At 71.2% G+C, this 17,630-nt stretch carries 19 protein-coding genes; 17 read left to right on the forward strand and 2 right to left on the reverse strand.

The window, feature by feature from the left end:
* Nucleotides 1-30 precede the first annotated feature (30 nt).
* From P2L57_RS06115 to P2L57_RS06145, 7 genes are all read left to right on the forward strand, one after another.
* Nucleotides 31-1,347, forward strand: a complete 1,317-nt coding sequence (locus P2L57_RS06115; RefSeq protein WP_275810121.1) for a DUF445 domain-containing protein — start codon at nucleotides 31-33, stop codon at nucleotides 1,345-1,347.
* A gap of 99 nt (nucleotides 1,348-1,446) precedes the next feature.
* Nucleotides 1,447-2,169 carry a class E sortase gene (locus P2L57_RS06120; protein WP_275809499.1) on the forward strand — a complete coding sequence of 241 codons (723 nt, stop codon included), beginning with the start codon at nucleotides 1,447-1,449 and terminating at the stop codon, nucleotides 2,167-2,169.
* Nucleotides 2,170-2,178: 9 nt separating this feature from the next.
* Nucleotides 2,179-2,385 (forward strand): DUF3311 domain-containing protein, encoded by a 207-nt coding sequence (locus P2L57_RS06125; protein WP_275809502.1) that lies wholly within the window; start codon nucleotides 2,179-2,181, stop codon nucleotides 2,383-2,385.
* On the forward strand, nucleotides 2,382-3,890 hold the full coding sequence (locus P2L57_RS06130; RefSeq protein WP_275809505.1) for a sodium:solute symporter family protein: 1,509 nt from the start codon (nucleotides 2,382-2,384) through the stop codon (nucleotides 3,888-3,890). Before P2L57_RS06125 ends, P2L57_RS06130 begins: the two co-directional genes overlap by 4 nt.
* 46 nt (nucleotides 3,891-3,936) lie before the next feature.
* Nucleotides 3,937-4,257 (forward strand): DUF6412 domain-containing protein, encoded by a 321-nt coding sequence (locus P2L57_RS06135; protein ID WP_275809508.1) that lies wholly within the window; start codon nucleotides 3,937-3,939, stop codon nucleotides 4,255-4,257.
* A gap of 108 nt (nucleotides 4,258-4,365) precedes the next feature.
* On the forward strand, nucleotides 4,366-5,115 hold the full coding sequence (locus P2L57_RS06140) for a YidC/Oxa1 family membrane protein insertase (protein ID WP_275809511.1): 750 nt from the start codon (nucleotides 4,366-4,368) through the stop codon (nucleotides 5,113-5,115).
* A 138-nt stretch (nucleotides 5,116-5,253) separates the two neighbouring features.
* Complete coding sequence (locus tag P2L57_RS06145; RefSeq protein WP_275809514.1) at nucleotides 5,254-6,111, forward strand: fumarylacetoacetate hydrolase family protein; 858 nt, start codon at nucleotides 5,254-5,256, stop codon at nucleotides 6,109-6,111.
* A 381-nt stretch (nucleotides 6,112-6,492) separates the two neighbouring features.
* On the opposite strand, the gene P2L57_RS06150 is transcribed toward P2L57_RS06145, so the two are convergent.
* Nucleotides 6,493-6,969, reverse strand: a complete 477-nt coding sequence (locus tag P2L57_RS06150) for a heme-degrading domain-containing protein (RefSeq protein WP_275809517.1) — start codon at nucleotides 6,967-6,969, stop codon at nucleotides 6,493-6,495.
* Nucleotides 6,966-8,054, reverse strand: coding sequence for a Gfo/Idh/MocA family protein (locus P2L57_RS06155; RefSeq protein ID WP_275809520.1), 1,089 nt, complete (start codon nucleotides 8,052-8,054; stop codon nucleotides 6,966-6,968). Before P2L57_RS06155 ends, P2L57_RS06150 begins: the two co-directional genes overlap by 4 nt.
* A 56-nt stretch (nucleotides 8,055-8,110) precedes the next feature.
* Between P2L57_RS06155 and P2L57_RS06160 the strand changes: the two genes are divergently transcribed.
* From P2L57_RS06160 to P2L57_RS06205, 10 genes are all read left to right on the forward strand, one after another.
* Complete coding sequence (locus P2L57_RS06160; protein ID WP_275809523.1) at nucleotides 8,111-9,283, forward strand: ROK family transcriptional regulator; 1,173 nt, start codon at nucleotides 8,111-8,113, stop codon at nucleotides 9,281-9,283.
* Nucleotides 9,284-9,452: 169 nt separating this feature from the next.
* Entirely contained in the window at nucleotides 9,453-10,199 is a 747-nt protein-coding gene (locus P2L57_RS06165) for a hypothetical protein (RefSeq protein WP_275809526.1), read from the forward strand.
* 55 nt (nucleotides 10,200-10,254) lie between these two features.
* Nucleotides 10,255-11,028, forward strand: coding sequence for a GntR family transcriptional regulator (locus P2L57_RS06170; RefSeq protein ID WP_275809530.1), 774 nt, complete (start codon nucleotides 10,255-10,257; stop codon nucleotides 11,026-11,028).
* Nucleotides 11,029-11,166: 138 nt separating this feature from the next.
* Complete coding sequence (locus tag P2L57_RS06175) at nucleotides 11,167-12,285, forward strand: TIGR03364 family FAD-dependent oxidoreductase (protein WP_275809533.1); 1,119 nt, start codon at nucleotides 11,167-11,169, stop codon at nucleotides 12,283-12,285.
* Between the two features lie 5 nt (nucleotides 12,286-12,290).
* Nucleotides 12,291-12,953 (forward strand): phosphonatase-like hydrolase, encoded by a 663-nt coding sequence (locus P2L57_RS06180; RefSeq protein WP_275809536.1) that lies wholly within the window; start codon nucleotides 12,291-12,293, stop codon nucleotides 12,951-12,953.
* Nucleotide 12,954: 1 nt separating this feature from the next.
* Nucleotides 12,955-14,001, forward strand: a complete 1,047-nt coding sequence (locus tag P2L57_RS06185; protein WP_275809539.1) for an ABC transporter ATP-binding protein — start codon at nucleotides 12,955-12,957, stop codon at nucleotides 13,999-14,001.
* Nucleotides 13,994-14,866, forward strand: coding sequence for a 2-aminoethylphosphonate ABC transporter permease subunit (locus tag P2L57_RS06190; RefSeq protein WP_275809542.1), 873 nt, complete (start codon nucleotides 13,994-13,996; stop codon nucleotides 14,864-14,866). The genes P2L57_RS06185 and P2L57_RS06190 overlap by 8 nt, the downstream gene beginning before the upstream one ends.
* Nucleotides 14,853-15,650 carry an ABC transporter permease gene (locus P2L57_RS06195; protein WP_275809545.1) on the forward strand — a complete coding sequence of 266 codons (798 nt, stop codon included), beginning with the start codon at nucleotides 14,853-14,855 and terminating at the stop codon, nucleotides 15,648-15,650. Before P2L57_RS06190 ends, P2L57_RS06195 begins: the two co-directional genes overlap by 14 nt.
* Before the next feature lie 38 nt (nucleotides 15,651-15,688).
* The gene (locus P2L57_RS06200) at nucleotides 15,689-16,753 is read left to right on the forward strand and encodes a 2-aminoethylphosphonate ABC transporter substrate-binding protein (protein WP_275809548.1); all 1,065 of its coding nucleotides are present in this window, start codon (nucleotides 15,689-15,691) and stop codon (nucleotides 16,751-16,753) included.
* 75 nt (nucleotides 16,754-16,828) lie between these two features.
* Nucleotides 16,829-17,608, forward strand: a complete 780-nt coding sequence (locus tag P2L57_RS06205; protein WP_275809551.1) for an HAD-IIA family hydrolase — start codon at nucleotides 16,829-16,831, stop codon at nucleotides 17,606-17,608.
* The last annotated feature ends 22 nt before the right edge of the window (nucleotides 17,609-17,630 follow it).

Below are 17,630 nucleotides of genomic sequence, written 5' to 3' on the forward strand. Positions count from 1 at the left end.
GATCACGGAGACAATCACGGGGTGGAACGGATGGATGTGGTGGCGAAGACCGCCGTCGACAGCGGTCCTGCGGGGCGGCACGGCGGATTCTCGTACAGCCCGGCGGACGAGGAGCGGCGGCGCGGCGTACGGAAGATGAAGCTGGTCGCGACCGGGTTCCTGGCGGTGGCGACGGTGGTGTACGGGCTCGCCAAGTGGGCGGGCGCCGCGGGTGCCGGGGCCTGGGCGGGGTACGTGGCGGCGGCCGCCGAGGCCGGCATGGTCGGTGCGCTGGCCGACTGGTTCGCGGTGACGGCGCTGTTCAAACGGCCGCTGGGGTTGCCCATCCCGCACACCGCGATCATCCCGACGAAGAAGGACGTACTGGGCAGGTCGCTCGGCGACTTCGTGGGCGAGAACTTCCTGTCCGAGCAGGTGGTGAGAGCCCGGCTGCGGGCGGTCGGCATCGGCTCGCGGCTGGGCGGCTGGCTTGCCGATCCGGACCATGCCGACCGGGTCACCGAGCAGGCGGCTGCCGCGCTGCGCGGCACGTTGAAGGTGCTGCGGGACTCCGACGTCCAGGCGGTCGTCGGCGAGGCGATCACCCGGCGGGCGGACACCATGGATGTGGCGCCGGGCCTGGGTCGGATGCTGGCGCGGGTGGTCGGGGAGGGCGGCCACCGCCGGGTGGTGGACCTGGTGTGCGTACGGGCCCACGACTGGCTGGTGCTGCACGGCGACTCGGTGATGGACGCGGTGCAGAACGGGGCACCCGGCTGGACGCCGCGGTTCGTCGACCGGCGGGTCGGGGAGCGGGTCTACAAGGAACTGCTGCGGTTCGTCGGCGAGATGCGGGACATGCCGGACCATCCGGCACGCGGTGCGCTGGACCGCTTCCTGGCGGACTTCGCGCAGGAGTTGCAGTCCGATCCGGACACCCGTGAGCGGGTGGAACGGTTGAAGCGGGACCTGCTGGCCCGTGGCGAGGTGCAGGACCTCATCGAGTCGACGTGGAACGCGGTGCGTTCGATGGTGGTCTCGGCGGCCGGCGACGAGCGCAGCGAACTGCGGTTGCGGACCAGGGCGTCGTTGCTGTCGCTGGGCGCCCGGATGGCGTCCGACCGGCGATTGCAGGCGAAGGTGGACGGCTGGCTGGAGGACGCCGCGACGTATGTGGTGACCACGTACCGGGACGAGATCACCGCGCTGATCACGGAGACCGTGGCCGGTTGGGACGCCGAGCAGACCTCCCGGAAGATCGAGGCACACGTCGGCCGTGACCTGCAGTTCATCCGCATCAACGGCACGGTGGTCGGCGCCCTGGCGGGTCTGCTGATCTTCACGGTGTCACGGGTGGTCGGCGGCTAGGGACCGCCGGGGGAGCCGTCCGGGATCCGGGAGCGAAGCAAGCGGAAAACCTCCACCGCCAGCCTGGATACCTGACGATGCGTCACCTAGCCTGCCCGCATGGGCAAGCTGGTACGGGCATGGTGGTGGCTGGCCGAGGCCTCGGTGACCCTCGGCGCCGTCGTGCTGCTGCTGGTGGTCCACCAGTTGTGGTGGACGAACCTCCAGGCGCGCGGCGCCGCGCACCGCGAGGTCGCAGCCCTGGAGCAGCAGTGGGACTCCCCGCCGCAGGCGCCGGTCGCCTCCGTCCACACCTCCGATGAATCCGCGGCCCGCACCGCCGCTCCCACCGCCGCGCCCCCCGCCAACGACCCGCCGCCCGCCCCGCAATGGGACATGGCGTACGCCGTCATCCGCATCCCCGCGATCGGGGTCAGCGCCCCCGTCGCCGAGGGCACCAGCAAGACCGCCGTGCTCAACCTCGGCTATGTGGGCCACTATCCGCACACCGCACAGCCCGGCCAGCCCGGCAACTTCGCGCTGGCCGGACACCGCAACACCCACGGCGAACCGTTCCGCTACATCAACCGGCTGCGCCCCGGCGACCAGGTGCTGGTGGAGACCGCGCGGGCGCGCTTCACCTACGTGGTCGACCAGACGGTTGCGCAGACCTCGGCGCTCGACGGATCGGTCATCGACCCGGTGCCGTACAGCAGTGTGCACCCGGAGGACCGCATGACCGGTGCGGGCTACTACATCACGCTGACCACCTGCACACCCGAATTCACCTCGCGGTACCGGCTGGTGGTGTGGGGGCGGTTGACGGCCGAGCGGCCACGCTAGGGTCAGTGAGTGTCAACGCCACTCAAACGCCGCCGTTCGCTGCTTTGGCTGCTCGTTCCGTATGTGTTCTTCCTGGCGGCACTACCGCTGGTGAACCGGGTTCATCCGGTGGTGCTGGGGATTCCGTTCCTGTTCTTCTGGATGCTGGTGGCGACCGCTGTGACACCGCTCGCGGTCTGGCTCGCGCACCGCGGCGACAGGGGCGTGCGGTCATGAACGCCACCGTGGCGACCTCGGTGTTCGGGGTCTTCATGGTGCTCACGGTGGCGCTGGGGCTGCTCGCGGTGCGCGGCCGCGGCTCCGGGGGCGGCCTCGCCGACTGGTCGGTGGGCGGCCGAAGTCTGGGCACGTTCTTCATCTGGCTGCTGATGGCCGGGGAGAGCTACACCAGCTTCAGCTACCTGGGCGCGGCGGGCTGGGGGTACAACTACGGCGCACCGGTGCTCTACGTCATCGCGTATCTGTCGTGCGGCTACGCGGTGGGCTACGTCGTCGGGCCGATGCTGTGGAGTTACGCCCGCAGGCACGGCCTGGTCTCGATCACCGACCTGGTCGCGCACCGGTTCGCCAGCCCCTGGCTCGGTGCGGCGGTCGCGGTGCTGGCCACGGTCTGCCTGCTGCCGTACATCCAGTTGCAGATCACCGGCATGGGGGTGGTGGTCACCACCGTCTCCCATGGCGTGATCAGCCTCAACTGGGCCTATTTCATCGCCTTCTTGGTGACCACCGGCTTCGTGGTGGTGAGCGGGCTGCGCGGCAGCGCCTGGGTGTCGGTCCTCAAGGACGTACTGGTCATCGGCACACTGGGATTCCTCGCGGTGTACGTGCCGGTCCACTACTTCGGCGGGTACGGGGAGTTGTTCGGCCGGCTGGTGCAGCACAAGTCGCAGTGGCTGACGTTTCCCGGGCATGCCTCGGGCGGCCTGGGGCAGACCTGGTTCATCACCACCACGGTCCTCAACTCGCTGACGGTCGTGATCTTCCCGACCACCGTCGCGGGCTATCTGGGCGCTCGGGACGCCGAGGTGCTCCGGCGCAACGCGATCTGGCTGCCCTGCTACCAGGTGCTGCTGTTCGTCCCCGTGCTGTTGGGGATGGCCGCGCTGTTCGTGGTGCCCGGGCTGACCGGTGCCGGGTCGAACCTGGCGCTGTTCAAGCTGGTGGTCGATTCGCTGCCCGGATGGCTGGTGGGTCTTGTCGGGGTGGCGGCGGCACTCTCCTCGATCGTGCCGATGGCGGTGTTCATGCTGGTCATCGGCACGATGTGGGGGCGTAGCGTGCTCGGCGCGGTACCGCGGCTGGCGAATCGGCAGAAGCTGTGGTCGCAACTGGTCGTGGTGCTGGCGGGGGTCTCGGCGCTGCTCATGACGTACGAGGCGCCCAACACGCTGGTGCGGCTGTCGTTGATCTCCTACGAGGGCATGGCCCAGCTCGTGCCGATGGTGTTGCTGGGGCTGCTGTGGCGCCGACTGACGTTGGTCGGCGCGGTGAGCGGGCTGGTGGCCGGGTTCACGGTGGCCTGCCTGCTGGTCTTCTCCGACCAAGATCCGCTGTGCGGGGTGAATGCCGGGCTGCTCGCGCTCGGGGTGAACGTGCTGGTCACGCTGACCGTGACATACCTCGGCCCGCGCTCGGCGGATCCGCGGCCCGATGAAGAGGTGCTGGCCGAGGAGGCGTTGGGGGAGGGCCGACCCGAACGCGTTGTCGGTGAGGCGGTCTAGTATCGAATCCGAGGTCGAAGCCTGAGACCTGGAGGGGGGTGCCGAGATGTTCCGCGACAGCGGGTCCCGCGGTGTCCACGCGCTGCGCGCCTGCCTCGGCACGCTGATCCTTCTGCTGGGCGGGCTGCTGCTGACCCAGGCCCAGGTGACGACCGTGGTCGCGGCAGCCGCGACCACCGCCGCCGCGGTGCTGCTGTGCCGCGCCTTCGTCACCGCGGCCGCCGCCCGCCCCGTGCCGCCGGGGCGAATACGCACCGCGATCCGCGATCGGGAGCGCCGAACGGCGTTTCTGGCACAGCGGGATCCCGATGCCTCCGGCCGTCCGCGGCCCCGAGCGCCAGGCCGTCCGCTCTGGACGGCCGCGTAGGCGCAAGCGCCTGTCCGGTTCGCCGGACACGCCAACGCGGCTCGTCATGCCGAATTCCGATTCCGATTACTCGGCTCCGGCTCGACGAGACCCGTGGAGGGCTCAACCATGTCCGTTTTCACGCCACTTGTCACCCTGCTGTCCCAACTCGCCCATCTCCTGCAACCGCTGTTCGGCGCCTCGGCGATGGCCGCCGCGATCGTCCTGTTCACCTTGTGCGTACGCCTCGTACTGCACCCGCTGGCCCGGGCCGCCGCACGAGGCGAGCGGGTGCGCAACCGGTTGGCGCCGCGCATCGCCGAACTGAACGCCAGGCACAAGGGCGATCCGCAGCGGATGCAACGGGCGTTGACCGAGCTGTACGCGAAGGAGGGGGTGTCGCCGATCGCCGGTTGTCTGCCGACGCTGCTGCAACTGCCGGTCTTCGCCGTGACGTACCACCTGTTCTCGGGTGGCGGCGGGGCGCTACGGGACCACACCCTGGCGGGCGCGCCGCTCGGTGGGCACTGGCTGGACGCGGTGCGCGCGGGCGGGGTGTTCGGGCCGCATGGGGTGGTGTTCCTTGCTCTGTTCGCGGTGATCACGGCGGTCGCGGCCTGGACCTTCCGGCGAGCGCGCAAGGCGGCGGCGCATGCGGGCTCGGCCGCGGCACCCGGTGCACTGCCGGGGGCGGGCGGCCTGGCGAAGTTCCTTCCGCTGCTGTCCTTCGGGACGCTCGTCACCGCGGCCGTCGTCCCCCTCGCCACCGGGCTGTACCTGGCGACGACCATGACCTGGACCGCCGTTGAGCGGGCGCTGCTGCAACGGACTCCGGACACACCCGAGGTGGCACCCGGTGCCGTTGAGTCCATTCCGTGAACCGGTCTTGCGGAGTGGCCATCCGGGATTGGAGGATCAGACAAGTCATCCGATGACCGTCCTCGTCGGCTGCGTGGAACCGCATGGCTGCCAGCCCTGCGTCACAACGTGTCCACCCCTCGACCACGGGAGTCCTCAATGAAGCTGCTGCGTGTCGGACCGGCGGGAGCGGAGCGCCCGGCGCTGCTGGACCACGACGGGATCCTGCGCGACCTGTCGGGACTGGTGCCGGACATCGACGGGGCACTGCTCGCCGACGAGTCCGCGCTGGCCACTGTGCGCGACGCCGCGCAGGGTGGCGCGCTGCCGGTGCTCGATCAGTCGGGGCCGCGCATCGGTCCACCGCTCGGCCGGATCGGAAAGATCGTCTGCATCGGGCTCAACTACCATGACCACGCCGTCGAGACCGGGGCGCCGATCCCGGCCGAGCCGGTCGTGTTCATGAAGGCCGCGGACACCGTGGTCGGCCCGGACGACACCGTGCTCATCCCCAGGTCCAGCGTGAAGACCGACTGGGAAGTCGAGTTGGCGGTCGTCATCGGCCGCACCGCGCGCTATCTGGAGACTGACGCGGAGGCCCTGGCGGCCGTCGCCGGATACACGATCGCGCACGATGTGTCCGAGCGCGAGTTCCAGATCGAGCGGGGCGGCCAGTGGGACAAGGGCAAGAACTGCGAGACGTTCAACCCGCTCGGCCCCTGGCTGGTCACCGCCGACGAGATCGCGGACCCGCAGGGGCTGACACTGCGGTTGTGGGTCAACGGCGAGCTGAAGCAGGACAGTTCGACGGCGAACCAGATCTTCCCGGTCGCTCAGGTCGTGCGGTACCTCAGCCGGTTCATGACCCTGCACCCCGGTGACGTCATCAACACCGGCACCCCGGCGGGCGTGGCCCTCGGGCAGCCGGAGCCCAAGCCGTACCTGCGCGCCGGTGACGTGGTGGAGCTTGAGGTGACAGGACTCGGCCGCCAGCGGCAGGTGTTCAAGAACGCGTAGTGCCCCTCCGGCGGATTCCATCGCGGGGTTGCGGTTCGTTCGGCATCCGCCGGGCTCCGCCGTGGTGGTTGCCCGCCGTTGTGGTGGGCTATGGGGCCGGGGTAAGCGCTGATGCCGCGGGGGTTGTGGTTGGTTCGGTTCCGCCAGGTCACGGCGTGGTGGTTGCCCGCCGTCGTGGCGGGTCATCAAGTCGGGGCGAGCCCCGACATCCCGTCTCGATGGCGACTTGCCGCAACCCCGGCGGGTTCGGGGCCTGGCCCCAACCTTGCCGGGGGTCTGGGGGCTTGCCCCCAAGAAGGACCCGCCGCGACGGCGAGCAACCACCACGGTGGAGCCCGGCGGTGCCGCACGAACCGCGACCACCGCCTAAATTTCCGCCGGTCAGGCGATGAGGCGTTCGAGGGCGGTGACCACCAGCGCGTGGTCCTCCGCCTGCCGCAGGCCCGAGACGGCGGCCGCGCCGATGACGCCGACCCCGTCAACGCGCAGCGGGAAGGCGCCGCCGTGTGCCGCGTACCGGTCAGGGGCCAGCCGAGAGGACTCCTCGAAGGTGGTGCCCTTGGCGCGGAAGCGGGTGCCCACCAGGTAGGAGCTTTCCGCGTACCGCTCCACCACTCGGCACTTGCGCGCCAGCCACTCGTCGTTGTCGGTGGACGAACCGGGGAGCGCGCAGTGGAACAGGCGCTGCGGGCCGCGAAGGATGGTGATGGCGACCGGCGCCTGACGCTCCAGAGACAGCTCCCGTAGCAGGCCGCCCAGTCGCCAGGCGTCCTCATGCGTGAACCGCCCCAGCGTGAGCCGGTGTTCCTGCTCCTCAAGTACCGGTACGAGCGCCAACGCCTCCTGACGGCCGGTCATGACCGCCCCGGCAGAGCGACGGTGCGGCGCTCCGCCGCCGAGGTGCGGGCCGCCTCCAGGACCTCCAGGGCGGCAACCGCCTCACGGGCGCTCACCGGTGGCACCGTGCCGTCGCGCAGGGCGGCCGCGATGCCCGCGTAGTACGCGGGGTAGTCCCCCGGCAGTGTCGGTACCGGGTCACCCCCTCCCGTCAGCGGCGACTCACCGGCACCGAGCCGACCCCATGCCGCCTCCGGTTCCGTACCCCAGCCGGGCCCCGGCCGCTGGCCGTCGCGCAGCGCCGTCTCCTGCGGGTCGAGCCCGTACTTCACGTAGCCCGCCTCCGACCCCAACACCCGGAAGCGCGGCCCGAGTTGCGGGGCCACGGCGCTCATCCACAGATGCGAGCGGACGCCGTTCGCATGCTCCAGGGCGATGAACGTGTCGTCGTCCGCCTCGGCGTCCGGGCGGCGCACATCGGCCTCGGCGAACACGGTGCGCACCGGCCCGAAGAGGGTGAGCGCCTGGTCGACGAGGTGGCTGCCCAGGTCGTAGAGCAGCCCGCCGAACTCCGCCGGGTCGCCGGACTCGCGCCAGCCGCCCTTGGGCTTGGGGCGCCAGCGCTCGAAGCGCGACTCGAAGCGGCGTACCTCGCCCAGCGCACCGTTGTCGATGAGCTGGCGCACGGTGCGGAAGTCGTTGTCCCAGCGACGGTTCTGGAACACCGAGAGCAGCAGCCCGCGTTCCTCGGCGAGGTCGGCGAGCGCGGCGCCCTCGGCGGCGGTACCGGCCAGCGGCTTGTCGACGACGACCGGCAGCCCGGCCCGCAGGGCGGCCGTCGCCAGTGGGACATGGGTGCGGTTGGGAGAGGCGACGACGATCAGGTCGAGCTCGTCCGCGCGGCTCCACAGTTCGTCGGCGGAGGCCACCGTGCGCACCTGCGGATGCTCTGCTTCGGCCTGCGCCTGCCGCTCGGGGTTCGAGGTGACGACGGTGTCCAGCACCAGGTCGTCGGTGGCGGCGATCAGCGGCGCGTGGAAGACGGATCCGGCCAGGCCGTAGCCGATGAGGCCGACGCGGAGCGGGGAATTCACGGGCAGTGGCATGCCGTTTACTAAAGCAACGCTGTTGCGAAAGTGCAAGCGTCGGCGACAATGGGGGAGTGAACAGGGGTAACTCCGGGGCCAACCTGCCCGTACTGCGCGGCCACAACGCCGCACTCGTGCTGGACCTGCTGCGTTCCGCCACCGTGGGCGGTGGCGAGGGCATCAGCCGACTGGAGCTGGCCGAACGCACCGGCCTCACCCCGCAGGCGGTCAGCAAGATCGTGGCCCGGCTCCGTGCCGAGGGGATGGCGGCGGAAGCGGGCCGCCGTGCCTCGACCGGCGGCAAGCCGCGCACCCTGCTGCGCCTGGTGCGCACCGCGCGCTACGCGGTCGGGCTGCACCTCGACCGGGACGAGATGGCGGCGGTGCTCGCCGACCTCGCGGGCGAGCGGGTCGAGGTCCGCACCGCACCGTTCGATCTCGGCGCGGGCCCGGAGGCGGTGCTCGACGCGGTCGCCGCACAGGTGCGGGAACTGCTGGCCGGTGTCGACGCCCAGACCGTGCTCGGCGCCGGGGCCGCCGTCCCCGGCCCCCTCGACCACCAGGCGGGCGTGCTGCGGCGGGTCACCCGCTTCCCGCGGTGGGACGGATTCCCGCTGCGCGCCGCGCTCGCCGACCGGCTCGGCATGCCGGTATCGCTGGACAAGGACACCAACGCGGCGGCGCTGGCCGTTCTGGGCCTGGCCCGCGGGGAGGGCGCGCCCGGCCCGTCGGACGCCGGGGGCTCGGCCCACCGGACCGGCGACGACGCACCGCCCCAACTCGCCGACACCGGCGGCTCGTTCGCGTACCTGCACCTCGGCACCGGCCTTGGCGCCGGTCTGGTGCTGGACGGCGCGCTCTACCGCGGCCCGCGTACCGGAGCCGGTGAATTCGGCCACCAGATCGTGCAGCTGGACGGCCCACCCTGCGTCTGCGGCAAGCGCGGCTGCCTGGAAGCACTCTGTCTGTCGGCCCTCTCCCGCGCCGACACCGCGGAGGCCGCGCGCCTGCTGGGCGTCGGCGCCGCCAACCTCGCCGCACTGCTCGACATCGACCGGGTCGTGCTGGGCGGCCGCGCGGTGCTCGCCGACCGCCGGACCTTCGCCGAAGGCGTCACCGCGGTACTCGCCGAGCAGTCCGCCCACCGGGTTCCGGTGACCGTCGCCCCCGCCGACCGGCAGACCGTCGCCGACGGCGCCGCCCGCCTGATCCTGGCCCCGCTCTTCGGACGCACGGCGCTCGGCTGACCCGCGGGCCCGCTGCGCCGTTCGGATGGGATCGCCCCGGCATCCGGGCGCATGCGTGCCGTAGCCCGGCGGGCCGACGAAGGACGGGCGGGCCGTGCCAGGTCTCATGGGGGAGTCCAGTGCCCCGCGAGAGCCCGTACGGGCGAGACAGACAGCGAAGGTCACCGCCATGCACTTGCGTAGTGCGCCCAGCCGCCGCGCCCTTGCCGTCGTCGCCGCCGCGATCGTTCCGCTGCTCGGGGCCGCCGGCGCCCCGGCCTCGGCGGCGGGCTGGCGGGACCCGCATCCGGCGCCGCCCACCGATCGGGCGCCCGCGTGCGGAAGCCCGGCCGACACCGGGTTCCCGATCCGCACCAGGCTGTACGGCGGTCCGGACACGTACACCCCGGGGGGCACCGCGCGGACCTTCTTCCTGGCCCTGCGGAACACCACCGCCGGGGACTGCCGCCAGGTCCACCCGCTGGTGCTGCTCGTCGACCGCGACCGGCAGTTGACGCCCCATCGGATCCGACTGCGCTACGCGCCACCCGGGACGGGTTCCTGGCGTGCGGTGCCCTTCGAGACCACCGACCACGCCGAGAACATCGGCCTGCCGGGCGGTCAGAGCGGGCCCGGCCTGACCGTCCCCGCTCGCCGCACCGTCACCATGCGGCTGCGGTTGCGCTTCGCCCCCGGCACGCCGCCCGACCGGGTGGTCGTGTCCGCCACGACCATGCAGCGCCGCGGTGGCAACGGTGCGTGGGTGGGCGAGTCCAACCGCTACGCCTTCGACATCGGGCGTCCGCGTCCGATGCTCGCCGAAACCGGCCTGCGCAACCCGTCCCGGGTGCGCGACACCGGTTCCGCGGCCTTCGCCATGCTGCTCGTCGGCGCTGCCCTGATGGCCGGAGCGCGACGCGGTGCCCCCTGGCGTTAGCCGGGTGTGAACCCCGCCACCGGCGGGGCGTCCATCGCTCTGCGAGGATCGCGGGGTGAACGACCCGCGCGACACCCAAGACAGCGGCACCCCCGGCGCACCCGTCCGGTCCGGGATCCCCGAGCATGGCCGCATCCCCAAGTACTACGCCGTCAAGACCCGGTTGGAGACGCTGCTCGACGAGCTGGGCGAGGGCGGCAGCCTGCCCACCGAGCGTGATCTCGCCGCGCGCTTCGGAGTGGCCAGGGAGACCGTCCGGCAGGCGGTGCGGGAGCTGCTGATCCAGGGCCGGGTGCGGCGCAAGGGGCGCGGCACGGTGGTGGCGGGTCCCAAGCTGGAGCAGCCGCTCTCCCTGGTCTCGTACACCGAGGGAGTGCGCCGCCAGGGCAAGGTGCCGGGCCGAAGCCTGATCGGTCTCGACCGGATGCCCGCGGGGGCGGAGCTCGCACAGCAGCTGGGGATCGGGCAGACCGATCCGGTATGGCATCTGGAACGTGTGCTGCTCGCCGACGACGAGCGGGTGGGCCTGGAGAGCACCTATGTCTCGGTGGACCGATTCCCGCATCTGGAACGGGACTTCAACCCCGACTCGTCGTTCTACGCGTTCCTCCGCGACCAGCTGGGGGTACGGTTCGCCGCCGCGGAGGAGCGGATCGAGACGGTGCTCGCCACCCCGCGTGAGGCGCTGCTGATCGGCACCCCGCCCGCGCTGCCGATGCTGCTGCTCAACCGGGTCTCGCGGGACACCGACGGCCGTCCCGTCGAACGCGTCCGGTCCCTCTACCGCGGTGATCGATTCAGTTTCACCACGCATCTGTCCGGGGCCTGACGACCGTCGCCGTCCGCTTGGTAGCGTTCGGTCATGTCACGAAAAGATAACGGGTCTAGCCCAAACGTGATGGCCTGTTCACCCTCGATTCATCGCTCCGACGCAACCGCTCAAGCCCCGGCGCACAGGCTCCGGGGCATGAGAGTTGTCATCGTCGGGGCCGGAGCACTCGGCACCATGCACGCCTGGCAGGCGATAGCCCGCGGGCACGAAGTCGTCCACATCGAGCGGGAGCGCGACGCGCGCGGCGCCTCGGTACGGAACTTCGGGCTCGTCTGGGTCGGCGGCCGGGCTTCCGGAGCGGAGCTTGAGACCGCGCTGCGGGCGCGCGAACTGTGGCAGGAGATCGGCGCGCGGGTGCCCGGCGTCGGCTTCCGGGCCAATGGCTCGCTGACCGCGGTGCGCACCGAAGCCGAACGCGCCGTCGCCGACGAGGTGCTCACCCGCCCGGACGCGGGCGCCCGCGGCCTGAAGTGGCTGGACGCCGCCGAGACGCGCGCCCTCAACCCGGCGCTGCGCGGCGAACTGCTCGGCGCCCTGTGGTGCGAGCGCGACGCCGCGGTGGAACCGCGCCTGACCCAGCGCGCACTGCGCGAACACCTCACCGCCTCCGGCCGCTACACCTTCCTCGGCGGCCGCGAGGTCCGCGAGGCCGGGACAGGGAAGGTCACCGACGACCACGGTCAGACCCATCGCGCCGACGCCGTCGTGCTGTGCACCGGCGCCTGGCTCTCGGGTCTGGTACGGGAGCTCGCTCCCGAACTCCCCGTCCGCAAGGTGCGGTTGCAGATGATGCAGACCGACCCGCTGGGCGAGCCGCTGACCACCTCGGTCGCCGACGCGGACAGCTTCCGCTACTACCCGGCGTACTCGGGCGGCGCACTGGACGCGCTGAACGACGGGCAGCCCCAGGCGCAGACCGCCGCCGAACACCGGATGCAACTGCTGATGGTCCAGCGCCTCGGCGGCGGACTGACCATCGGGGACACCCACGAGTACGACGAGCCGTTCGGCTTCGACGTGGTCGAGGAGCCGTACGAGCACCTGCGGGGCGTCGCCGAGGCGCTGCTCGGCCGCCCGCTGCCGCGCATCCGGCACCGCTGGGCCGGGGTGTACGCGCAGTGCGTGGACACCGGCCGGGTCGTGCACCGCGAACAGGTCGCCGACGGGGTGTGGCTGGTCACCGGGCCCGGCGGGCGCGGCATGACCTGCTCCCCGGCCATCGGTGAAGACACCGCGAACCAGCTTGGATGGTAAGGAAAATGACGGATCGCGACATCAATCTGATCGTTCTCGACATGGCGGGCACCACCGTCGCCGACGGCGGCCTGGTCGAGCAGGCCTTCACCCGGGCCGCGGAGCGGCTGGGCGTCGAGCCTGACCTGGAGTACGTCCGGGCCACCATGGGCGAGTCGAAGATCTCCGTCTTCCGCGCCCTCTTCGGGGACGAGGACTTCGCCCAGCGGGCCAACACCGAGTTCGAGCGGGCCTACGGGGAGCTGGTGGACGGCGGCCGGATCGCCGCGCTGCCCGGCGCCGCCGAGGCCATCGGCGAACTGCGCGCCGAGGGCCGCAAGGTCGTACTGACCACCGGCTTCGCCCGGGTCACCCAGGACGCCATCCTGGACGCCCTCGGCTGGCAGGACATCGCCGACCTCACCCTCTGCCCGGCCGACGCGGGCCGCGGCCGTCCGTACCCGGACATGGTGCTCACCGCGCTGCTGCGCACCGGCACCGACGACGTACGCAGGATCGCGGTCGCCGGGGACACCTCGTACGACATGCTCACCGGCGTCCGCTCCGGCGCCGCCATCGTGGCGGGCGTACTGACCGGAGCGCACGACGAGCGGCAGCTGACGGCGGCCGGTGCCACCCGGGTCATCGGATCGGTCGCCGAACTTCCGGCGCTGGTACGGGAGTTCTGAGATGGGCATCCGGTTCGACTCGGTCACCGTCCGGTACGGGGACAACACCGTCCTGGACTCCCTTGACCTGACCGTGGAACCCGGCGAAGTCATGGCGCTGCTCGGCCCCTCGGGGTCGGGCAAGACCACCGCGCTGCGGGCCGTCGCCGGGTTCGTCACCCCGGCCGCCGGGCGGGTGCTGATCGGTGGCCGCGATGTCACCGCGCTGCCTCCGCACCGGCGCGGCATCGGCATGGTGGTGCAGCAGTACGCGCTCTTTCCGCATCTGCGGGTGGAGCAGAACGTCGCCTTCGGCCTGAAGGCGCGCAAGGTACCGCGCGCACGGATCGCCGAACGGGTCAGCGAGGCACTGCGGATGACCGGCATGGAGCGGTACGCCCGCCGGTACCCGCGGGAGCTGTCCGGCGGCCAGCAGCAGCGCGTGGCGATCGCCCGTGCGCTGGCCATCCGGCCCGGGGTGCTGCTGCTGGACGAACCGCTGTCCGCCCTCGACGCGCAGCTGCGCTCCGGGATGCTCGCCGAACTCGCCAGGTTGCACCGTGAGTTGCCGGATGTCTCGATCCTCTATGTCACCCATGACCAGATCGAGGCGCTGACCCTCGCCGACCGGATCGCGGTCATGGACAAGGCGCGGCTGCAGGACTGCGGCACCCCGCAGGACCTGTACCGCAGGCCGCGCACCGAGTTCACCGCCTCCTTCGTCGGCAACGCCAACCTGCTGCCGGTGACGGTCATCGGCGACGCGGTGCGTTTCGGCGGTACGGAGCTGAAGGTTCCGGTGGACGGCATCGCGCCGGGCGCGGCGGCCACCTTGTGCGTACGGCCGCATCTGGTCGGCCTCGGCGAGGGGCCCAACGCACTGCGCGGCACCGTCGCCGAGGTGCAGTGGCGGGGCGCCACCCACCGGGTGTTCGTGGACATCGACGGCCACCAGATCAAGGCGGACGTACGGGAGTTGCGCACCCCGCCCGCGCTGGGCCAGCAGGTGGCCGTGCACTTCGCGACGCAGGACGCGGTGCTGCTGGGGGCGGGGGTGGCCGATGGCTAGCGTCACCCTCGCCGCCCCCCGGCGCGGTGTACCGCGCTGGCTGTGGGCGCTGCCGCCGGTGGCCGGACTCGGCCTGGTCTTCCTCTATCCGATGGCCCTCGTCGTCTGGCAGTCCGTCTCGCCGGACAGCGGCGGCCACGACCTGTCGGGGTACGGCACGGTCCTCGCCTCCACCGGGTTCCAAACGGCGCTGCTCAACACCGTGTGGATCGCGGCCGGTTCGACCGTGGGCTGCCTGGTGCTGGGCTTCGCCCTCGCCCTGGTGATCGCCTTCGTCCCGTTCCCCGGCGGCAAGGCGCTCAGCCGGTTCATCGACATCTTCCTGGCCTTCCCGTCCTTCCTGATCACGCTGGCGCTGCTGTTCGTCTACGGGACGGTCGGGATCGTCAACGGGATCTGGACCGACACCACCGGCGCCGCGCACGGGCCGGTCGACTTCCTGCACACCCCGTGGGGCGTGCTGCTCGCCGAGGTCACCTACTTCACGCCGTTCGTGATGCGGCCACTGCTCGCCGCCTTCTCGCAGATCGACACCGCGCAGATCGAGGCGGCGGCCTCGCTGGGCGCCAGGGCGCCGCGCATCGTACGGCAGGTCATCCTGCCCGAGGCGCTGCCCTCGCTGGCGGCGGGCGGCTCGCTGGTGCTGGTGATGTGCCTCAACGAGTTCGGGATCATCCTGTTCACCGGCGCCAAGGGCGTCACCACACTGCCGATGCTCGTCTACAGCAAGGCGATCCTGGACGGCGACTATCCGGGTGCGTGTGTGGTCGCGGTGGTCAACATCGCGCTGTCGGTGGCGCTTTACACCCTCTACCGGGTGGTCCTCGCCCGCGGCGCTGGAGGTGCCCGTCGTGCTGGTGCATAGCCGAGGCGGCCGGTGGGCCGTCTGGATCGTCTTCTTCGCGCTCTTCCTTCCGGTGTTCGCGCTGCCGTTCCTGGTCATCATGGTGGCGTCCTTCGCCACCAGTTGGAGCGGTGCCTTCCCCTCGGGGATGACGCTCGGCCACTACCAGGAGCTCACCAAGGGCGACTCCCCGCATGCGCTGCTCACCAGCCTGGTCACCGCGCTGGTCGCAAGCCTTGCCGCACTGGCCATCGGCACCTGGGCGGCGCTCGGCGCCGAGGCGCTGCGGCGGCGCGGACGCCGGGTGGTGGACGCCCTGTTCATGCTCCCGGTCGCGGTGCCGTCGGTGGTGGTCGGCCTGTCCCTGCTGGTGGCCTTCTCCAAGCCGCCGCTGCTGCTCAACGGGACCTCCACCATCGTGATCACCGCGCACACGGTGCTGGTGACGGCCTTCGCCTACCAGTCGGTCGCCGCCGCCCTCACCCGGCTCGACCCCGCCTACGAGCAGAGCGCGGCCAGCCTCGGCGCCCGTCCGTCGTACGTGCTGTGGCGGGTGAAGCTGCCGCTGCTGCTGCCCTCGCTCACCGCGGCCGCCGGGCTGTGCTTCGCCCTGTCCATGGGCGAGTTGAGCGCCACGATGATGCTCTACCCGCCGAACTGGGTGCCGCTTCCGGTGACCATCTTCGGCGCCACCGACCGTGGTGCGCTGTTCACCGGGGCGGCGCTGGCAGTGGTGTTGATGGCCTCGACGCTGCTGGTGCTCTTCGCGGTCTCCCGCATCCGGAACCGGGCCTCCTACAGATGAGGCCCAGCCTCCCCTCCCCCTAAGGAGATTGACCTGTTATGTCCACTCGCTACCGCACCTCGCTCACCGCCGCCCTTTCCGTGCTGGCCCTAGGCGCCTCCCTGACCGCCTGCGCCGGCTCCTCCTCCGCGAGCGGCGCGCAGGAGATCACCGTCTACAGCGCCGACGGCCTCAAGTCCGAGACCGGAGACGGCTTCTACGACAAGGTCTTCAAGGACTTCCAGGCCAAGACCGGCATCAAGGTCAACTACGTCGAGGGCGGCTCCGGCGAGATGGTGCAGCGCCTGATCCGCGAGCGGTCCAACACCCAGGCGGACGTGGTGGTCACGCTGCCGCCGTTCATCCAGCAGGCCGAGGGCAAGGGGCTGCTGGCCAAGTACGCCCCGGCGGGGTCCGACCAGGTGTCCAACATCGACAAGGACCCGAACGGCGAGTGGACCTCGATCGTCAACAACTACCTGTGCTTCATCTACAACAAGAAGCAGCTCCCGCAGCCGCCGAAGACCTGGAACGACCTGCTGGACGCCAAGTTCAAGGGCAAGCTGCAGTACTCGACGCCGGGCGTCGCCGGTGACGGCACGGCCGTGCTGGTCAAGGCGATCCACGACTTCCGCGGCCAGGGCCCGGCCATGGACTTCCTGAAGAAGCTCCAGGCCAACAACGTCGGCCCGTCCAAGTCCACCGGCGCGCTCGCCTCCAAGGTCGACAAGGGCGAGCTGCTGGTCGCCAACGGTGACGTGCAGATGAACTTCGCGGACATGAAGTCCATGCCCGACCAGGGCATCTTCTTCCCGGCGCCCAACGACGGCGGCCAGCCGACGACCTTCGCCCTGCCGTACGCAGCGGGCCTGCTGAAGAGCGCCCCGCACAGCGAGAACGCCAGGAAGTTCCTGGACTTCCTGCTGTCGAAGGAGGTCCAGCAGGAGGTCTCCTCGGTCGGCGGCGGCTTCTCCTCCCGTACCGACGTCTCCGCCACGGACAAGAACGCCGACGCACTGAAGCAGATCATGTCCGGCGTCCAGGTCTTCCAGCCGGACTGGAACCAGGTGAACGGCCAGCTGAACAGCTACGTCAGTGCCTGGCAGGCCGCGACCGGCAGCTAGGCTCGGAGGGGTCCGGGGCGCCCCGAGCGGGGCCGCCCCGGACCCGAACACCCCAGCCGAGAAGGAGTCGTCCCCGTGGCAGAGCGCAAGCCGATCGAATCCTGGCTCACCGACATGGACGGGGTGCTGATCCACGAGGGCACCCCGATCCCCGGGGCGGACGAGTTCCTCAAGCGGTTGCGCGAGTCCGGCAAGCCCTTCCTGGTGCTCACCAACAACTCCATCTACACCCCGCGCGACCTGCACGCCAGACTGTCCCGGATGGGTCTTGTGGTGCCGGAGGAGAACATCTGGACCTCCGCACTGGCCACCGCGAAGTTCCTCGACGACCAGCGCCCCGGCGGCACCGCCTACGTCATCGGCGAGGCGGGCCTGACCACGGCGCTGCACGACATCGGCTACATCCTGTCCGACGTCGAACCGGACTACGTCGTCCTCGGAGAGACCCGCACCTACAGCTTCGAGGCGCTGACCAAGGCCATCCGCCTGATCGACGCGGGCGCCCGCTTCATCGCCACCAACCCCGACGAGGTCGGCCCCTCCGCCGAGGGCGCCCTGCCCGCCACCGGCTCGGTCGCCGCGCTGATCACCAAGGCGACGGGCAAGGACCCGTACTTCGTCGGCAAGCCGAACCCCCTGATGATGCGGGCCGGACTGAACGCCATCGGCGCCCACTCCGAGACCTCCGCCATGATCGGCGACCGCATGGACACCGACGTCCTGGCCGGTCTGGAAGCCGGTATGGAAACGTTCCTGGTCCTCACCGGCCTCACCCAGCCAGACGACGTGGAACGCCACCCGTTCCTGCCGTCCCGGGTGGTGAACTCGATCGCGGATCTGGTGGACCTGATCTGACCCGCGCGACGATGACGGCCCC

Origin of the sequence: Streptantibioticus ferralitis (assembly GCF_029223525.1) — a bacterium.
GTDB classification, from domain to species: domain Bacteria; phylum Actinomycetota; class Actinomycetes; order Streptomycetales; family Streptomycetaceae; genus Streptantibioticus_A; species Streptantibioticus_A ferralitis.

Bases quoted from the DNA above. Each gene is read 5' to 3' on its own strand.
- P2L57_RS06115 (WP_275810121.1), top strand. From the start codon at position 31: ATGGATGTGGTGGCGAAGACCGCCGTCGACAGCGGTCCTGCGGGGCGG.
- P2L57_RS06120 (WP_275809499.1), top strand. From the start codon at position 1,447: ATGGGCAAGCTGGTACGGGCATGGTGGTGGCTGGCCGAGGCCTCGGTG.
- P2L57_RS06130 (WP_275809505.1), top strand. From the start codon at position 2,382: ATGAACGCCACCGTGGCGACCTCGGTGTTCGGGGTCTTCATGGTGCTC.
- P2L57_RS06135 (WP_275809508.1), top strand. From the start codon at position 3,937: ATGTTCCGCGACAGCGGGTCCCGCGGTGTCCACGCGCTGCGCGCCTGC.
- P2L57_RS06140 (WP_275809511.1), top strand. From the start codon at position 4,366: ATGTCCGTTTTCACGCCACTTGTCACCCTGCTGTCCCAACTCGCCCAT.
- P2L57_RS06145 (WP_275809514.1), top strand. From the start codon at position 5,254: ATGAAGCTGCTGCGTGTCGGACCGGCGGGAGCGGAGCGCCCGGCGCTG.
- P2L57_RS06150 (WP_275809517.1), bottom strand. From the start codon at position 6,969: ATGACCGGCCGTCAGGAGGCGTTGGCGCTCGTACCGGTACTTGAGGAG.
- P2L57_RS06155 (WP_275809520.1), bottom strand. From the start codon at position 8,054: ATGCCACTGCCCGTGAATTCCCCGCTCCGCGTCGGCCTCATCGGCTAC.
- P2L57_RS06165 (WP_275809526.1), top strand. From the start codon at position 9,453: ATGCACTTGCGTAGTGCGCCCAGCCGCCGCGCCCTTGCCGTCGTCGCC.
- P2L57_RS06175 (WP_275809533.1), top strand. From the start codon at position 11,167: ATGAGAGTTGTCATCGTCGGGGCCGGAGCACTCGGCACCATGCACGCC.
- P2L57_RS06180 (WP_275809536.1), top strand. From the start codon at position 12,291: ATGACGGATCGCGACATCAATCTGATCGTTCTCGACATGGCGGGCACC.
- P2L57_RS06185 (WP_275809539.1), top strand. From the start codon at position 12,955: ATGGGCATCCGGTTCGACTCGGTCACCGTCCGGTACGGGGACAACACC.
- P2L57_RS06190 (WP_275809542.1), top strand. From the start codon at position 13,994: ATGGCTAGCGTCACCCTCGCCGCCCCCCGGCGCGGTGTACCGCGCTGG.
- P2L57_RS06200 (WP_275809548.1), top strand. From the start codon at position 15,689: ATGTCCACTCGCTACCGCACCTCGCTCACCGCCGCCCTTTCCGTGCTG.